The organism is Streptomyces sp. NBC_01232 (assembly GCF_035989885.1).
In the GTDB taxonomy this organism is placed as follows: Bacteria; Actinomycetota; Actinomycetes; order Streptomycetales; family Streptomycetaceae; genus Streptomyces.
Genome location: NZ_CP108518.1, coordinates 6,692,592 through 6,705,939, shown reverse-complemented (window position 1 = coordinate 6,705,939; position 13,348 = coordinate 6,692,592). Strand labels below are relative to the sequence as shown.

At 66.7% G+C, this 13,348-nt stretch carries 14 protein-coding genes and 1 pseudogene; 5 read left to right on the top strand and 10 right to left on the bottom strand.

Going from position 1 to position 13,348, the window contains the following annotated elements; translation table 11 throughout:
- Window positions 1-2: 2 nt before the first annotated feature.
- From traA to OG444_RS30865, 6 genes are all read right to left on the bottom strand, one after another.
- Window positions 3-605, bottom strand: a complete 603-nt coding sequence (gene traA / locus OG444_RS30890; protein WP_327265278.1) for a plasmid transfer protein TraA — start codon at window positions 603-605, stop codon at window positions 3-5.
- Complete coding sequence (locus OG444_RS30885; RefSeq protein ID WP_327265277.1) at window positions 605-1,126, bottom strand: hypothetical protein; 522 nt, start codon at window positions 1,124-1,126, stop codon at window positions 605-607. Before OG444_RS30885 ends, traA begins: the two co-directional genes overlap by 1 nt.
- A gap of 29 nt (window positions 1,127-1,155) precedes the next feature.
- Window positions 1,156-1,494 carry an RRQRL motif-containing zinc-binding protein gene (locus tag OG444_RS30880; protein ID WP_327265276.1) on the bottom strand — a complete coding sequence of 113 codons (339 nt, stop codon included), beginning with the start codon at window positions 1,492-1,494 and terminating at the stop codon, window positions 1,156-1,158.
- Window positions 1,491-2,495, bottom strand: coding sequence for a hypothetical protein (locus tag OG444_RS30875; RefSeq protein ID WP_327266982.1), 1,005 nt, complete (start codon window positions 2,493-2,495; stop codon window positions 1,491-1,493). Before OG444_RS30875 ends, OG444_RS30880 begins: the two co-directional genes overlap by 4 nt.
- Before the next feature lie 74 nt (window positions 2,496-2,569).
- A complete protein-coding gene (locus OG444_RS30870; RefSeq protein WP_327265275.1) occupies window positions 2,570-2,914 on the bottom strand; it encodes a hypothetical protein in 345 nt (114 codons plus the stop codon).
- Window positions 2,911-3,183 carry a DUF6284 family protein gene (locus tag OG444_RS30865; protein ID WP_327265274.1) on the bottom strand — a complete coding sequence of 91 codons (273 nt, stop codon included), beginning with the start codon at window positions 3,181-3,183 and terminating at the stop codon, window positions 2,911-2,913. The genes OG444_RS30870 and OG444_RS30865 overlap by 4 nt, the downstream gene beginning before the upstream one ends.
- A 687-nt stretch (window positions 3,184-3,870) precedes the next feature.
- Here OG444_RS30865 and OG444_RS30860 point away from each other — a divergent pair.
- On the top strand, window positions 3,871-4,302 hold the full coding sequence (locus OG444_RS30860) for a winged helix-turn-helix domain-containing protein (RefSeq protein WP_327265273.1): 432 nt from the start codon (window positions 3,871-3,873) through the stop codon (window positions 4,300-4,302).
- Here OG444_RS30860 and OG444_RS30855 read toward each other — a convergent pair.
- Complete coding sequence (locus OG444_RS30855; RefSeq protein ID WP_327265272.1) at window positions 4,296-5,240, bottom strand: NAD-dependent epimerase/dehydratase family protein; 945 nt, start codon at window positions 5,238-5,240, stop codon at window positions 4,296-4,298. The genes OG444_RS30860 and OG444_RS30855 overlap by 7 nt on opposite strands.
- Before the next feature lie 11 nt (window positions 5,241-5,251).
- Window positions 5,252-6,823: a helix-turn-helix domain-containing protein gene (locus OG444_RS30850; protein ID WP_327265271.1), complete on the bottom strand. Its 1,572-nt coding sequence runs from the start codon at window positions 6,821-6,823 to the stop codon at window positions 5,252-5,254.
- An 808-nt stretch (window positions 6,824-7,631) separates the two neighbouring features.
- Here OG444_RS30850 and OG444_RS30845 point away from each other — a divergent pair.
- On the top strand, window positions 7,632-8,039 hold the full coding sequence (locus OG444_RS30845; protein ID WP_327265270.1) for a hypothetical protein: 408 nt from the start codon (window positions 7,632-7,634) through the stop codon (window positions 8,037-8,039).
- A gap of 1,221 nt (window positions 8,040-9,260) precedes the next feature.
- Here the strand turns inward: OG444_RS30845 and OG444_RS30840 are convergent.
- Both OG444_RS30840 and OG444_RS40815 read right to left on the bottom strand, forming a co-directional pair.
- Window positions 9,261-9,896 (bottom strand): hypothetical protein, encoded by a 636-nt coding sequence (locus tag OG444_RS30840; RefSeq protein ID WP_327265269.1) that lies wholly within the window; start codon window positions 9,894-9,896, stop codon window positions 9,261-9,263.
- Window positions 9,897-10,344: 448 nt separating this feature from the next.
- Window positions 10,345-10,608, bottom strand: a pseudogene (locus OG444_RS40815) (HNH endonuclease); the annotation flags it as partial.
- Window positions 10,609-11,094: 486 nt separating this feature from the next.
- Between OG444_RS40815 and OG444_RS30835 the strand changes: the two are divergent.
- The 3 genes from OG444_RS30835 (at window position 11,095) to OG444_RS30825 (ending at window position 13,229) form a co-directional block, all read left to right on the top strand.
- Window positions 11,095-11,949: a hypothetical protein gene (locus OG444_RS30835; protein ID WP_327265268.1), complete on the top strand. Its 855-nt coding sequence runs from the start codon at window positions 11,095-11,097 to the stop codon at window positions 11,947-11,949.
- A gap of 248 nt (window positions 11,950-12,197) precedes the next feature.
- Complete coding sequence (locus OG444_RS30830; protein WP_189734633.1) at window positions 12,198-12,425, top strand: hypothetical protein; 228 nt, start codon at window positions 12,198-12,200, stop codon at window positions 12,423-12,425.
- Between the two features lie 270 nt (window positions 12,426-12,695).
- A complete protein-coding gene (locus OG444_RS30825) occupies window positions 12,696-13,229 on the top strand; it encodes a hypothetical protein (protein WP_327265267.1) in 534 nt (177 codons plus the stop codon).
- Window positions 13,230-13,348: the final 119 nt, after the last annotated feature.

Sequence of the window (13,348 nt, the reverse complement as noted above, 5' to 3'; positions counted from 1 at the left end):
TTCTAGAGCTGGCCCCAGTCCATGCGCGGCTGCGACGGGCGGGCGCGGTGGCGGACGCGGTTGATCTCTTCCTCGTACTCCTGCTGAAACAGGGCGTAGGTCGCGGCAGCGTTCTTCGCCGCATCCCGGAGCGCGTCGGCTGCGCGCTGCATCTTCCGGGCGACCTTCGCCGCCCGGAAGCGGGAGCCGCCGATACGGCCGTCGGGGTCGGGCACCTGTACCAACGTGGCTTTGAGGATCTCCGCGCCCATCGCGACCTCGATCGACAGAGCCACCCCGGCGGCGCGGACGGCGTTGCAGTACTGGCGGACCTGCGCGGGTGAGCTGAACTCCGGCGCCGGCAACAGCGACTGCGCCTGGCCCCCGCCCTGACCGCCGCCGGCGGGGGCGGCGTGGCGGCCGCCGTTGTTGCCACGGCCGCCCGCGTCGATGTTCAGGGTGAAGCCGGGCGAGAACGTCTTGTTGTTGACCTTGGTCTGGGAGCCGTTCGCGCCAGCCCGCGGCGCGGACCTCGGACGCTGCGTACGGGCCTGCTGCGGGCGGCCGGTGGTCTTCCATCCGGCGCCGCCGGTACCGCCGGTCATGCCCGAGGTGGTGTTCGCCATCAGGAGCTCTCCTTCTCACTCACGAAGGTCAGGTGACGGGCGACGAGCCAGCCGACCTGCGCGGCCAGCGTCAGAACGGCCCACAACAGAAACAGGAGCGGGCGGTGCGGGCCGAACCCGGCAGCGAGCGCCATCCAGGCCGCGCACGCCGTCGCCAAGCCGACGAGGAGGGCTCGCCAGAGCGCGGCCTGCCGGGAGGCTGGGCGGCGGCGCAGCATGCCCCACACCCACATGCCGGCCGGGGCCAGTGCGAGGGCGGCGAAGGCCCATGCTGTGCGGGGTTCGATCAGGTGAACGATCCCGGTCACGGGGAGCAGAGCGGTGGAGATGCCGGTGGGCACCCAGGCGCGGCGGTGCTTCCACCCCCACCGGCCCACAGCCAGCACGGCACGCATGGTCAGGGTCGGGGGCGGCTCGGACGTGACGACGAGGATGACCGGCTCACGCCGCCCACGCTGCCGGGGAATGTGCACGGTGGGCGCGGCGCCCTTCGCGGTGTGTGTGCGGGTACGGCGAGACACAGCAGAACTCCTTCAGGCAGTAGGGAGGTTCAGGCGGCGCGCTGTTCAGGGAAGTCGTGGCAGGCCACGCACATGCCAAGCAAGGTCGGGATGACGTATCCGGCATCGCGTCGGCAGGTCGGGCAGGTGCGCCGGGCGGTGTTCGCCTTGGCCAGAGCGGCTGCTTTGGCCGGGGTCATCGGGCGGACCGGGCGAGCGAGCTCAATCCGGTAGAGGAAGGCGACCAGCGGGCCCCGCCGGCGGCGGGGCCGCTCCACCTGCGCGACGACCTCTTGACCACCGGGACGAAGACCGGCGGCGCGGAGCTGCCGGCGGGTGGCCAGGCCGTCGGGGGCGAGGCGCCAGGAGTAACTGGGGAGGGTGGTCACCGGGGGCTCTCTTCCTGAGCCATGAGGGTGGCCCAGGCGCCCCGAATCCTGGCTTCGCCTCCGGTGAATCCGGACTCGCGGAAGGCGGCAGCGGTCTGCCGGTAGGACAGGGGCGGGTCGGCGGAGTAGCGCAGGTACCTGAGGACGACCACGATCTGTTCGTCGAGGAGGGGTTCCCCGATCAGCGGGGTGGGGACCCCTGCGATGGCCGCGAGCTGGTCTAGCGTCACGGGCGTGACGGCAGGCGTGACGCCATCCCCCTCCGGTCCGGTCAGCGGGTCGTTGACCTGCGTGTCTCCCCCGTCACGCCCGCCCCCGATGGGCCCCTCCCCTTGCCCCGGTTCGGGCACTGGGGGAAGGGCGGGAGTCGCGGCCGCCGTGACGGCGTCACGCCCTCCCGTGACGGGCGCGGTCGAGGGTGTGACGGTGATGGCGAACATGTCGCCGAGAGCGACGTCCGCGCCGGTGGTGATCCGCTCCCGCTGGACCTCCAGCAGCCGCGCCCCAAGCGTGGTGTCCGCGGTGCCGACCCTGCGGGCCAGGCGCCACGACGCCCGGTCCGAACGCTCGCGGACCTTCTCGTCGGGATGGTTCGCAGCCCGGGCGCGGTGGTAGGCCAGAGCCTGGACAACGGCCGCCGCCCGGGCTTCGGCCTCGGCGTCACGGCCGTCGACGTGGACCACGATCCGGCGGGCCAGGAACGCCATACCCTCGGCCGAGACAGACATGCCGAGCGGGGTGATCGCGTAGATGACCGTGCGCGGCCCGTCCGGCGCGGCAACGGCTGACATGGCCGACGCGGCGGCCGGCAGGGCCCACAGCCCGGCGCGGACAACGGGCGGGGAGGACTGCCCCAGCATGGTCAGCCCCAGCAGCACCAGGGCCAGGACCGCGGTGGCGCCTTCACCGGCCGCGACCGCGCCGAGCGCGGTGCCGGAGTTGTAGGCGCCCTTGATGTTGGAGTAGGTCCCGTAGCCGCCGGCCGCGCCCGTGGCGAGCATCGGGGCGAACGCGAGCCCGAGGACGAACTTCTGGGCTCCCGTCAGCGGGCGCCCAGCCTTCACGCCGCTGCCGTTCACGAGGCGACCTCCGCCCGTGAACGCTCGCCCTCCGGAGCGGGGATCGTGGCGAAGCAGACCAGCCGCACGGGCCCGCCGGAGTAGTTGGTCTCGGCCTTCATGACGCGGGTACGGCCGCCCTCGCCCTGAACACTGTGCTGCACTTTCGCCAGCGAGATCCCCAGCGCCTGGCACCACGACTCGAACCCGTCGACGTCGTCGTGGAAGGCCAGCCGCAGCAGGCTGGGCTCGATCGTGGAGATCGACACGCACGGCGCCGGCAAGTGCCGGTACCGGTCCTCAAAAATGCGCAGCGCCATCAGCGGCGCGGCCATGGCCGATAGCGGGATCGGAGTGCTCATGCCGCACCGCCCGCCGTGCCAGCGGCGGCCGCGGCCTGGTTGGCCAGAGCCCGGCGAGCGACCAGCACCCGGTTGCGGGCCCGGCGGATCCGGCGCGCGTCGAAATCCGACGCCGGACGGTCCAGGAGCGCGATGAGCGCGTCCAGCAACTCGACCTCGGCGGAGATGACCGGCATCTCCACCTCAATCGCGTCCAGCTCCGCGTCCGTCGGCTCCAGGCCGTCGGGCCATGAGGTAACGAGGTTCTGAAGTGCGACGATGTGTTTCATGAGTCGTGTTCTCCCTAGCAGGTGGACGGCTCGAAGCGGCCCCGGTGTTCCAGCACCGGGGCCGCACTTAGTTGAAGCTGCTGCTCAAATCCACGAACAGCCACGACCGCCGACGCCTGGCGTGCAGGGTCTGGCGTCGACGACCGTGGTCGTTGGTGAGGGTCGGACTGGGCTTCGCACGGCGCCGCTCGATCCGGAGGCGGTCCGAGTCCCCGGAGGTCGTGGCAGCCAAATGTCTGGCCGTGCGGATCTTTAGAGCCGATGGCGTGCCACCCCTTCGGGGCGTAGGGACCGGTTGTGACGCGGGCCCGTTCTCAGTCGGCTGGTCTCCACTCGCATCGGCCGGTGCGGTCACGGTCGTCTTGCTGCGGTGGATCACGCTGTGGAGTTGTGCGCGGTGCATTCGTGCAGCTCAGAGCAGCCCAAAGAAGGCCCCTCATGAGTCGTTCGTTGGTGACTGCGCCACCGTTGCCGGGGCGTTCTGTCTTGCGACAAGCCTGTCCGTGCGGTGCACGGGAATCGAATGACGGCTTGTCATATGAGGGCTGCCGCTTGCTCACTGCCCTCCGCACAACATGGTGCACCTAGTGCACCATGTTGGCAAGTGGCTCCACCGCTCCCTGCAGGGAATGGATGTGAGGAGACTGGTGTACTAGGTACAACACCCCCGACTGAAGGAAGACCCCGATGACCGAGTTCCGAGGGCAGCCGGCATACCTTCAGCTGGCCGATGACCTGAGGGAACGCATTCGTAGCGGCAAGATCCCTGACGGAGTCGCTCTGCCATCGGCGCAGGAGCTGATCGACAGTTCTGGGGCATCAAGCACCGTGGTGAAGAACGCTGTGTCGCTGCTGCGCGCGGAGGGATACGTGGTCGGCCACCAGGGCAAGGGGGTCTTCGCCCAGTACCCGCCCCGACTCGCAGATCACTCGCGCGGGGTGGCGGACTGGGCTCTGCCGCTGCTGCAGGCAGGCACGGAGCTCGAAGCAGCCCTACGCGAAGAACTGAGCGGGACCGAACCCGGTTCGGCGCACAGCGAAGCGGCCCTTGAGCACTGGCGGGAGGCGTTCGCCGACCTGCCTGACAGCGTCAAGGACCGCTTGACCAAGTCTCAGTAACTGCTGCCGGAGACGACCGACCAGGCATCGGTGACCTGCCGCTCCAAGCTGGAGCACTCCGGCTTCCACCCCAGATCAGCTGTAATCCTGGAGATGTCCGCCACCAGTCGCGGCGGCTCGGGCTGCGGCGGACGGTGCACCACAGGCACCACCCTGCCCGATACCCGCTCGACCGTAGCCACGATCTCGCGCATGCTCGCCGGGGTCGCGCCGACGTTGTAGGCCCTGAAGGCGGCAGAGGCGGGAGCCTCCAGGGCCATCACGTACGCGCGGGCCAGGTCGTCGACGTGAACGAAGTCCCGGACTGCCTCGCCGTCGCCGTTCATCTCAAGGTGCGGATGGCGGCCAGTTGCCACCGCCACGGCCTTCGGGATGATCCGGCTCTCATCCGCGTCCCCCACCCCGTGGACGGAGCCCGAGATGTTGAAGCACCGCAGGCTCACGGCCTTGATTTCCCCACTCTCCGCTCGCGCCTGAAGTGCCCTGTCGGCGGCCAGCTTCGACGTGCCGTAGGGGTTGCCCGGTGCGGGCACGGTGTCCTCGCCGATGGGCTGCTGCTCGGGTGCCCCGTAGATCGCGGCTGTGGAGCCGAGAACAACGGTCGGGGCCTTGGAACCGGCGCAGGCAGCGGCAAGCGCGTCGAGCAGCGCCACTGTGCCTCCGGCGTTGACCGCCTGATACTCCTCCGCACGCTCGAAGGACTCGCGAACCCGAGTGAGAGCCGCAAGGTGGCATACACCCTGGACGCCATCGAGAGCTGAAGTCAGCGCGTTCGCATCGCGGATGTCACCGCGGAAGACCTCGGATACCGGCAGCTCCGGCAGGGGGACATCGGCCGGCCGATGTGTGAGGACTACCGTGTCGTGGCCTGCTTCGACAAGCCGTCGTACAACCGCGTTGCCCACGAATCCGTAGGCGCCGGTCACAAGTACGCGCACTGATCTGCCTCTCAGCCCAGGATGAGTCCGCGGTGCTGCCACGCCAGGTCGAGGCACGCGGCAGCAGCGGACGCCAAAGGTTCATTGTCCAGCAGGCGCCGGACGTTGGACTCGGTGAACTGGATTCCGGCGCTGCTGTTGCCAGGGCTACCTGCCACGACGGCGCCTTCTGAGTTCCTGGACACCATGCCGGCGAAGACGGAGTCGTACACGTCGGCGTCGATGACCACCACGCTGAGGATCTCGCCGGCCAGCGTGAGCGGGTCCAGTCCGATCCCGAAGCAGTACGGGCGCACCTTGCCCTCGCGGCGGGCTTGATTCAGCGTTCGGAACGGCTCAGTCCCGTCGTAGTCGATCGGCTCGCCGCTGCTCCCGTCCGCCTCGGGGTCCCCAAGGAACTCCTCTGCGTACTCGCGCAGTACGTTGCGCCAGAGGTTGAAGTCATTCGACTGGTCCCAGGGCATGACCGAGGACGGTTGGAACACCCCGGCCGGCATGACGTGGTACGTCCCCCCGGCAAGAGCGACGTTGCTAGCGGACCGGTGATGAAGCGGGAACGACGCGCCATCGGGGCCGAGCCGGATCGTCAGGGTGTCGATGGATGGCAGCAGCGGCCGGTGCGCGAGGTCAAACGGGTCCCCGACCAGCGATCGGAACGGGAGTTCTGCCCAACTTGGGTCACCGATCCACGCCGGGTCACTGCCAGTCTTCAACCACGCACTCGCCAGCTCGTGTGCCACCCCCTCGCAGACGTCGGCCATGTCGAAGTAGGTCGTGTACCCGAACGACAGCTTTGGGCGACCTTCCGTCTGGGCCACATCGAGCAGCCGGAAGCTCGGCCGGTTCACGAAGAGAGACGGTCGGTCGATCATCCGGATTGCTTGGGTATAGCGATCGAACTTGGCGCCGTTCGGCGCGAGCGGCCGAACACCCTCTGCCTGCCTCTCCCGGCCGCTAACTTTCGGCGGGCTGGTCTGCGTCAGCCAGGCCAGCTCGATGTCCGCAAAGGCGACCGGCTCGGGCCACATCCATGACTCGCGGGTGAGCACTGGGCTGTTGCCTGCGCGGGAGGCATCCGGGTACAGGAGGGCGGCGGCCTTCGTGAGGTCGGCCCGGTGACGGTTGAGTTCACGGCGCGTCATGCGCCAGCGACGCTGGTCGTCCACGGCTGCGAGTGGACGCCGCTCGCCAGGTTCACCAACAGACGCTCCGACTGTGACCGCGACCTCGGCTGGCGGAAGCAGGCCAAGCTCGTCTTCGGGCAGCGCCAAGGCGTGGGCAACCCTGCGAAGTTCGACCATGTCCCGGATGTTGCGCTTGCCGCGTTCGAGTAACGATACGTACGACTGGTCGTAGCCGAGCAGGTCGGCGAGATCCTGTTGCTTGAGCTTGTGGAGTGCTCGGTACGCCTTGAGTACGTCGGCCAGGTTCGAGCCATCCGGAGGGGCGCTCCGCTCGGAACTATCAGCGAGCCAGTGCGGCTCGGCGTCAGCGGCTCCGGCTCGCGAAGGCCTGCCCGAGGCCGTAGGACCGACAGCGCGGCGGCAGGGACTGCACACGGTGTCGGTGTTACCGCGGCTCAACTTCGTACCGCACCTGGTGCACAGGGACGGCGTGGGCGGTGCAACGGTCATCAGCTCTGAATCCCTTCAGGGGAGGCAGCGACTCTAACGGCACTGCTGAGCAACTTGGTTGTGCGGCCTGCTGCCAGACAGGACCCCTACCCGAGCAGGCTGGCAGGAGTTTCTCTACGTCATCAAGGCACCCGCCGCGCGCAGCGCGGCGGGTGCGGCCCGTCGCCCGGGCCTGCGCTCCTGTCTCCGCCCCGCTCCAGCCCGGGCGCCGGCCGCACGCCTACGGCTCGGGTAGATGGTGGGAGAAACCCACTGCGGCCGGGGCGGTCGGCTCCACAGCTTTAGGTAGCCACTTTGCGCCTAGGGTCGGTAGCTCCTCAGCCCTGGCGGGCTTGCGGTGCCCCGCCGGGGTGGCTGGTCGTCATTGGCGACTGCGTGCCGGACGTGCCTTGGTAACTTGGAAGCGTGGCTGAGGTCAGGGGTGGTGAGGGTGGCCACTGGCCGTAGTCGTTCGACGATCCCAACGTTGGGGCTCGCATTCGGTGGTGCCGGTTCGAGCAGTGCTAACCGGTCTGGCTGGAGCTACGGATCAGAGCGTGGCCGTGCCCTCCCCGTGCCCGTTCAGTGGGGAAACAGCGGGGAACAGCGGTCGCCAGCGGACAGTGCGCACGCGAAGGGCCCCTGGCCGTTCTTACTGGTCAGGGGCCCTTCATCTGCGGTGGGTGTGGGATTTGAACCCACGGTGACTCGCGCCGCGATGGTTTTGGAAAGCGTTCGGGACGGCGGGCTGTCAGTGCCTGGACATACCGTCTGGCCCATGGCGAACAGACCCCCTGACAACTGGCGTGCCTATATGGCCGAGATAGCCCGCAAGGTGGAGGCCGGGACCTTGGCCCCAGAGTGCGGCAGCGTGGCGGATCTCTACCCCGAGTCGTTGTTGCGGGCGACGGACACCGCCCTGGAGGTGTTCGAAGACGAGGTACGCGCGCTGCGGGAGCCGTCCGACGAGGCTGTCTTCGGGACTGTTGAGAGGGTGGTTCTCGCACTCAACGCGGTCGACGGGGACGGCCAGCATGGCGGCGCCGGCTTCTGCACGGAGGAGCGGGAGCAGCTGTGCGAGTACATCGACCTCACCCTGAGCGAGCACGGTGTGGACGTGGCCGCTCTGGCGGCGAGGCAAGACATTGATCGGTCGGAGATCACGGACCGTTGGCGCGACTGGTGATGCCCGTGCTGTACAGCAGTGTCGTACAGCAACCCCAGCAACTGACCCCGTCCGATAGCGTCCCTCCGGGGCCCCGAACCGGCTGGAACGACTGCTGCTGACCGATCTGGCTAGTGCTACGGATCAGAAGGTCGAGGGTGCAGGGAGTCGGCCGGCGGAGTACGGTCCGCTCATGTCGTCCGACTCCCCTCCCCAATGTCCTGATTGCAGTCAGCCGATGAAGTTCGGCGGATTCGCTCTCTGTGATCGTGACGGTGAGCGTGTTTGCCGCGGCGTATGGGGCTGCTCGCAGCGCCACATCTGGTGGCAGTGGGCGGATCAGCCAGAGGCTTCACCGGAACGCTGTCCTCACCCGGAGCTGTTCGGTGGCTGACCCCAATTGCAAGGGTGAGTGTCTAACTGCGTGACAACGCAGACGTACACCCGCGGACGAGCGCGGATGCGCACAGACCATCAGCGCAGGTGAGAAGCGCACCGGCCCGAGGTCAAGATCCCACCCAAGTTGCTTCGGGACGAAGAGGTCGTGGGTTCAAATCCCGCCCCCCGACGCTGGTCAGAGGCCAGGAAGTAAATTCGCTTCCTGGCCTCTGTCGTGCTCGGGGACCAAAGCATTCTGATCAAGCCTCGCGGGCGGTCGCCTCATGACGCTGGGCAAAGATCACCTCCATGCCTCCCGCGCCTTCGGTGATACCGGCCGAAGCTGCTTCCGGTAGACAGCCTCCGTCGTCGCCTGACTGGTGTCGCCGACAACTGGGCGATGCGCTCCAGCCGGATGCCGTGGTCCGGCCACGCTCGTCACCGAGAGATCGCCGCCGCTCGTCGCCCGTTAAGGTCCTTCTTCCTCGCTTCGCCCGGGGAGCCCCACCTTGACGGACTCCTCGCCAGAAAGCAGGAGAGTAACCATCGAGCGACACCCCGAACGGTTGCCAGCCCGGCCAAGGACTCAAGCTGGAATAAGCCGCCTAGCATTAGTTATCTTTATGAAGTCGTAGTGAGATTCCTCACCCCGGGTCATAGCAATGATTTCTGCGGGCGGCAATGAGAATTCCCAAAAACCCATTTTTCGAATGTCGGCCACATCTTCTCGGCAGCTGTAGATGATCAAGACATCCAAGTCGCGTGGCCGCTCCGACCGCAGCATCGATCCGAACGCCCAGATCTCCATGCCAGGGAAGCCGGCAGCGCGCTCGCATAGCTCATCGAGGATTGGCCAACGTCGCCTCAGGTCCATCTATCGCGGATCTTACTGGCAAAGTCATCCAATCTATACAGGGGAACGTTGGCTTCGCGAGCGCTAGTAACCACCCGGCTCCCGAAGCCTTGCGCTGAAGGGTTCGTGATAACTAGCGCATCGATACCCAGGCCTGGGTACTGATCAAGAATCCCGGAAAATCCTTCATCGGTCAGCTCATAACGGTCATGGGTCACCACGATCAACGATCGGAGCCCATTGACTCGCTGCAGCTCCCACGCCCGATGACCTCGACGACTCACAGATACCACAGCTCTTGTGGAAAACATGCGCTTCCTGAAATACGTCTCTTCAGGGTGGGCGTAATCAGAGATATCGTCGAGAAATGTGAGTGCACGGTTGAAGCCGCCGAAAGTGTCCACACAGATACCGAGTTCCAGTGCGCGTGAATGGACATCAGGGTCAACCGGCCGCCTGGTCACGATTACCATTCCCGCTTCGGGAAGATCTCCAAGAGCCTCTTCAAGCATTGGCACGGTAAATGGCAGGCTGTCCGGCTCCACACAGTAACCCGTAGCGTCTGGACGGCCTACGCGCACCACCCTCACGCCGCATTCGCCGACAGCCTGGACGGTTTCTCCGGAGTCCTTGAGCTGCTTGATCATCCATGATCGGACACCATCCGTCACCCTTCATAATCGAGTCTATCTCCTCCGGGAATCGCGTAGATCCTGGAGTCCAGTTCCCCTCCAGGTGACGCTCCTCAAGCTGCTGCGCATGTATGGCAAAAATATCAAGAGTTGCCTTCTCGGCGACTGTCAGCAAGTCACGATTCGATTGGAGGAGGTGCAGCAAGGTCCTGTTATTCGGGATGACCGTATCCACCACGTGCCGACTCCACTGATCGGCGCGAGTGTCATCGAATACGTCATCGAGTGGTCCATATAGCCGAAAAACTGCCCGGTTGGCACCCAGGAGGGGTTCTACGGCTGCTCGCGCTTCAGTCCTCGACGTGAACTGCGGCATCCCAAAAGCGATAGCACGCGCTCGCTGACTCCGCTCTTTCCAACGGCGCAATATCCCCGCAGGGTACTGACTAGGGCCTTTGTCAATCATGGTATGGCACGTAGGGCACAGTACGAGAATGTTCGTTGGATCAGCACGCTCTGGCTCTGTAAGGTCCGCACCCTCTGTTGCGCGCGGCCCTTTGGTGCTTGCTGGAATGATGTGTGCAAGTTCCGCCACGTGCACCTGGTCTATAAATGCATGTAGATCAACTCGACATTTAGGATTTTGACAGTGGCCGCCAGATTCTGACCATAGTATGTCTTTTGCAGACTGCAAGAGCTTTACCCGATTTGTCGAGCTTGCTGCCATCCTTGTAACCTCCAGGAACGCCCATACGAACCTAAACCGCCGAAAAGCCTTGGGCGCCATTGTCCCACTGGCTCAGACCCTCGGCATGGGATTTGGGCACATTGCGATGTTGAGTGAGCATCAGCCGACGGCGGCTGCGGCGCTTCGACGGCGTGAGACTCGGTCACGGGCGACGTGACGCTATACAGCACGGGGTACAGCCTCGAAGACAACAACGGGCTGGACGAGGGGTCCCGTCGGCTTGGCGCTGGAGCGCAGCGACGGGGGGGTAGTGCCGCCGGCTCCCGGGCGGCGATCGCTGGGCCGTCTTTGGGCCGTGCGAGGGGGCTCAGGGGTGACCACTGACGACCAACGGTGACAGGTCGGCCACGAGGGTGACCCGGGAACGCGCAGGTCAGCGGGGACTCTACCTACTGGTCCGCCCCCGGGGGTAGCGGTCAGGCAAGATGGGGTGTTTCTTGCCGATCTTTACGGCATGCTCGGGCCATGGATCTGGAGGGGATCGGCGCCATCTCGGCTGCAGCCGTAGCAGCACTCGGAGTGTCAGCTGCTGTGATCGTGGGCCGCTGGCAGATGCGAGGCGCACTACGAGCGGCTGAGGAGACTGGCCGTGCCGGCGTAGCTCAGGCGCAGTCGACCTACAGAGCCGCACTCGATGCGGTTCATACCGAGGCTGACGCGGCACATCTGCAGTGGCGGCGCAGCATTCGACGCGACGCGTACGCAGGGTTCCTTCTGGCGATGACGCGCTGTGTACAGGCCGCCGAGGCGCTGCCCCGAGGCCGACTAGCGGACACTTCAGAGGATCTCAGTGCCGCTGAGGGTGAGCTTGCCCGGGCAAAAAATGATCTCAACTCGGCACTTTGGGTCGTGAAGCTCGAAGGCCCACCCGCTGTTGCCAACGGTGCTGAAGGTGTCTCCTCGCTTACCTTCGAACTCGCTGACGCGCTGGTACGGAAGGCCGAGTTCAACCGTGCTGCGAGCAGCCTCCATCATCTCGGCTCATCCAATCCCGTAGCCGCAGAGCTGGATGCTGCGTTGATGGGCCTCGCGGTGACAGTGGACGAGACGGGATATAACGCGCAGCTCGGGTCGGGAGAAACGCCACCTCGCGAAGTCACCGATGGGGTCGAACGGGTAAATACGCTCTACGGCCAGCTGTCGGATGACATAGACACAGCTGGATGGGTCGCGCTGCTCAATGAAGCACTCAACTACCGCACGAACCCACAAGAGTTGCAGATCCAGCTGTCTTCGACGGTGGAACAGCTACTCCCTGTTTGCAGGCAGGCCCTTGATGACCAATCCAGATCAGGTCACGACTCTCCACCGAGCGAGTAGGTCAGCGGCTGGTGAGAGTCTGCGGCCTATTTGTGGACGGGGTGGGGCTCGCCCGGTGCCCTTAGGGCGCTGACCACCTGAAACGCGTACGGCGCACGGGGCCTCCGGAGCCGTGTGTGGATCGCCTGCTCTACCAGCGGCCACGGTCGCCCGTGCCGGCCGCGTCTCGGTGTGGATCCCTACACGCGCCGTCGGCCGGACAGCGCGCTCGGCGTGCTGGACTGGCGCCGGCACGGCAGGCTGGGGGCGTGTCGGACCAGACGGAAATCATCGTGCATCCGGTGTCCCCGAAGGGCGGCCGGAAGGTCACCGTTCATGCGCTCGGCGTCGACGTGGACCTCGGGCGTGCGCACACGCCGAGGGACGTTGCCGAGTTCCTGCGTCGCGCCGGCCTGGAGGACGTGGACCTGAGCGAGGACGGGCCGATCACCTGGGAAGGCGGCGGCCCCGAAGTATGGAAGCGCCCCGACGCCTGAAGGGCAGCGGCGGCACTCGGGGAGCCAAACGGGGAGCCACCGAGGGCGGCTCGCGACGGACGCACCTGGACGGGCTTGGACAACAGGGAGGCTGATCTAGCGGTTGGCAAGCGAGTCCAGGCGCGTCAGCGAAGGGGGCCTGTTACCTCTCAGGTAAGGGACGGGCGCCCCGGGGCGTCGCGCGCGGCGGATGCCTTCTGCGCCGTCGTCCTGACGCCGTGCCGCGGCAGCGGGCAGGATGGGCGGAAAGCGCTACGGAGGGGGCACATCGTGGGGCACGGCGAGGCGAACGGCGACCGCGACAGGTGGGCCGAGGAGGCCTATGCGGTACTGACCGGTGTGGCGGGGACCTACCACGCGGTGATCACGTACAAGGCCCTGGGAGCGGAGGTCCAGGAGAGGTCGGGCATCCGCACCGAGGCACTGCTCCACAACTGGATCGGCTCGGTCCTCGGGAGGGTGGTCCGCGAGGCGCACCGGCGGGGGGACCCGCCGCTGACCGCGCTGGTCGTGCACAGCGGCGACGGCATGGTGGGCGTCGGCTACAAGGAGGTTCTGGAGATCGCGGGGCAGCCGCCCGTGCTCGACGCGGCGGAGCGCGAACAGCACGCGGCCCGGGCGCGGCTCGACTGCTACCGGCGGTTCGGTGCGGAACTCCCGCCGGACGGAGGGGTTCCGGCTCTGGCTCCCGTGTACCGGGCGGCCGTCGAGCGCCGGCGGGCCCGGACCGCGGAGCCGCCTCCCGTCTGCACCGGTTGCTTCGTCCAGCTTCCGGCGACGGGCGTGTGCGACTCCTGCGGCTGAGCCCCCGAGGAGCCGGAGGAGGCCGAGAAGGCTGAGGAGATCGAGGAGATCGAGGAGGCCGTACTTCGGCTCCCCCGGCCCCCGTTCGCGCCTCCATGAGCATGCCAACCCTTTTTGAG

Excerpts from the sequence above, each read along its gene's own strand:
- traA (WP_327265278.1), bottom strand. The coding sequence starts at position 605 with ATGGCGAACACCACCTCGGGCATGACCGGCGGTACCGGCGGCGCCGGA.
- OG444_RS30875 (WP_327266982.1), bottom strand. The coding sequence starts at position 2,495 with ATGCTCGCCACGGGCGCGGCCGGCGGCTACGGGACCTACTCCAACATC.
- OG444_RS30870 (WP_327265275.1), bottom strand. The coding sequence starts at position 2,914 with ATGAGCACTCCGATCCCGCTATCGGCCATGGCCGCGCCGCTGATGGCG.
- OG444_RS30865 (WP_327265274.1), bottom strand. The coding sequence starts at position 3,183 with ATGAAACACATCGTCGCACTTCAGAACCTCGTTACCTCATGGCCCGAC.
- OG444_RS30860 (WP_327265273.1), top strand. The coding sequence starts at position 3,871 with ATGACCGAGTTCCGAGGGCAGCCGGCATACCTTCAGCTGGCCGATGAC.
- OG444_RS30845 (WP_327265270.1), top strand. The coding sequence starts at position 7,632 with ATGGCGAACAGACCCCCTGACAACTGGCGTGCCTATATGGCCGAGATA.
- OG444_RS30840 (WP_327265269.1), bottom strand. The coding sequence starts at position 9,896 with ATGATCAAGCAGCTCAAGGACTCCGGAGAAACCGTCCAGGCTGTCGGC.
- OG444_RS30835 (WP_327265268.1), top strand. The coding sequence starts at position 11,095 with ATGGATCTGGAGGGGATCGGCGCCATCTCGGCTGCAGCCGTAGCAGCA.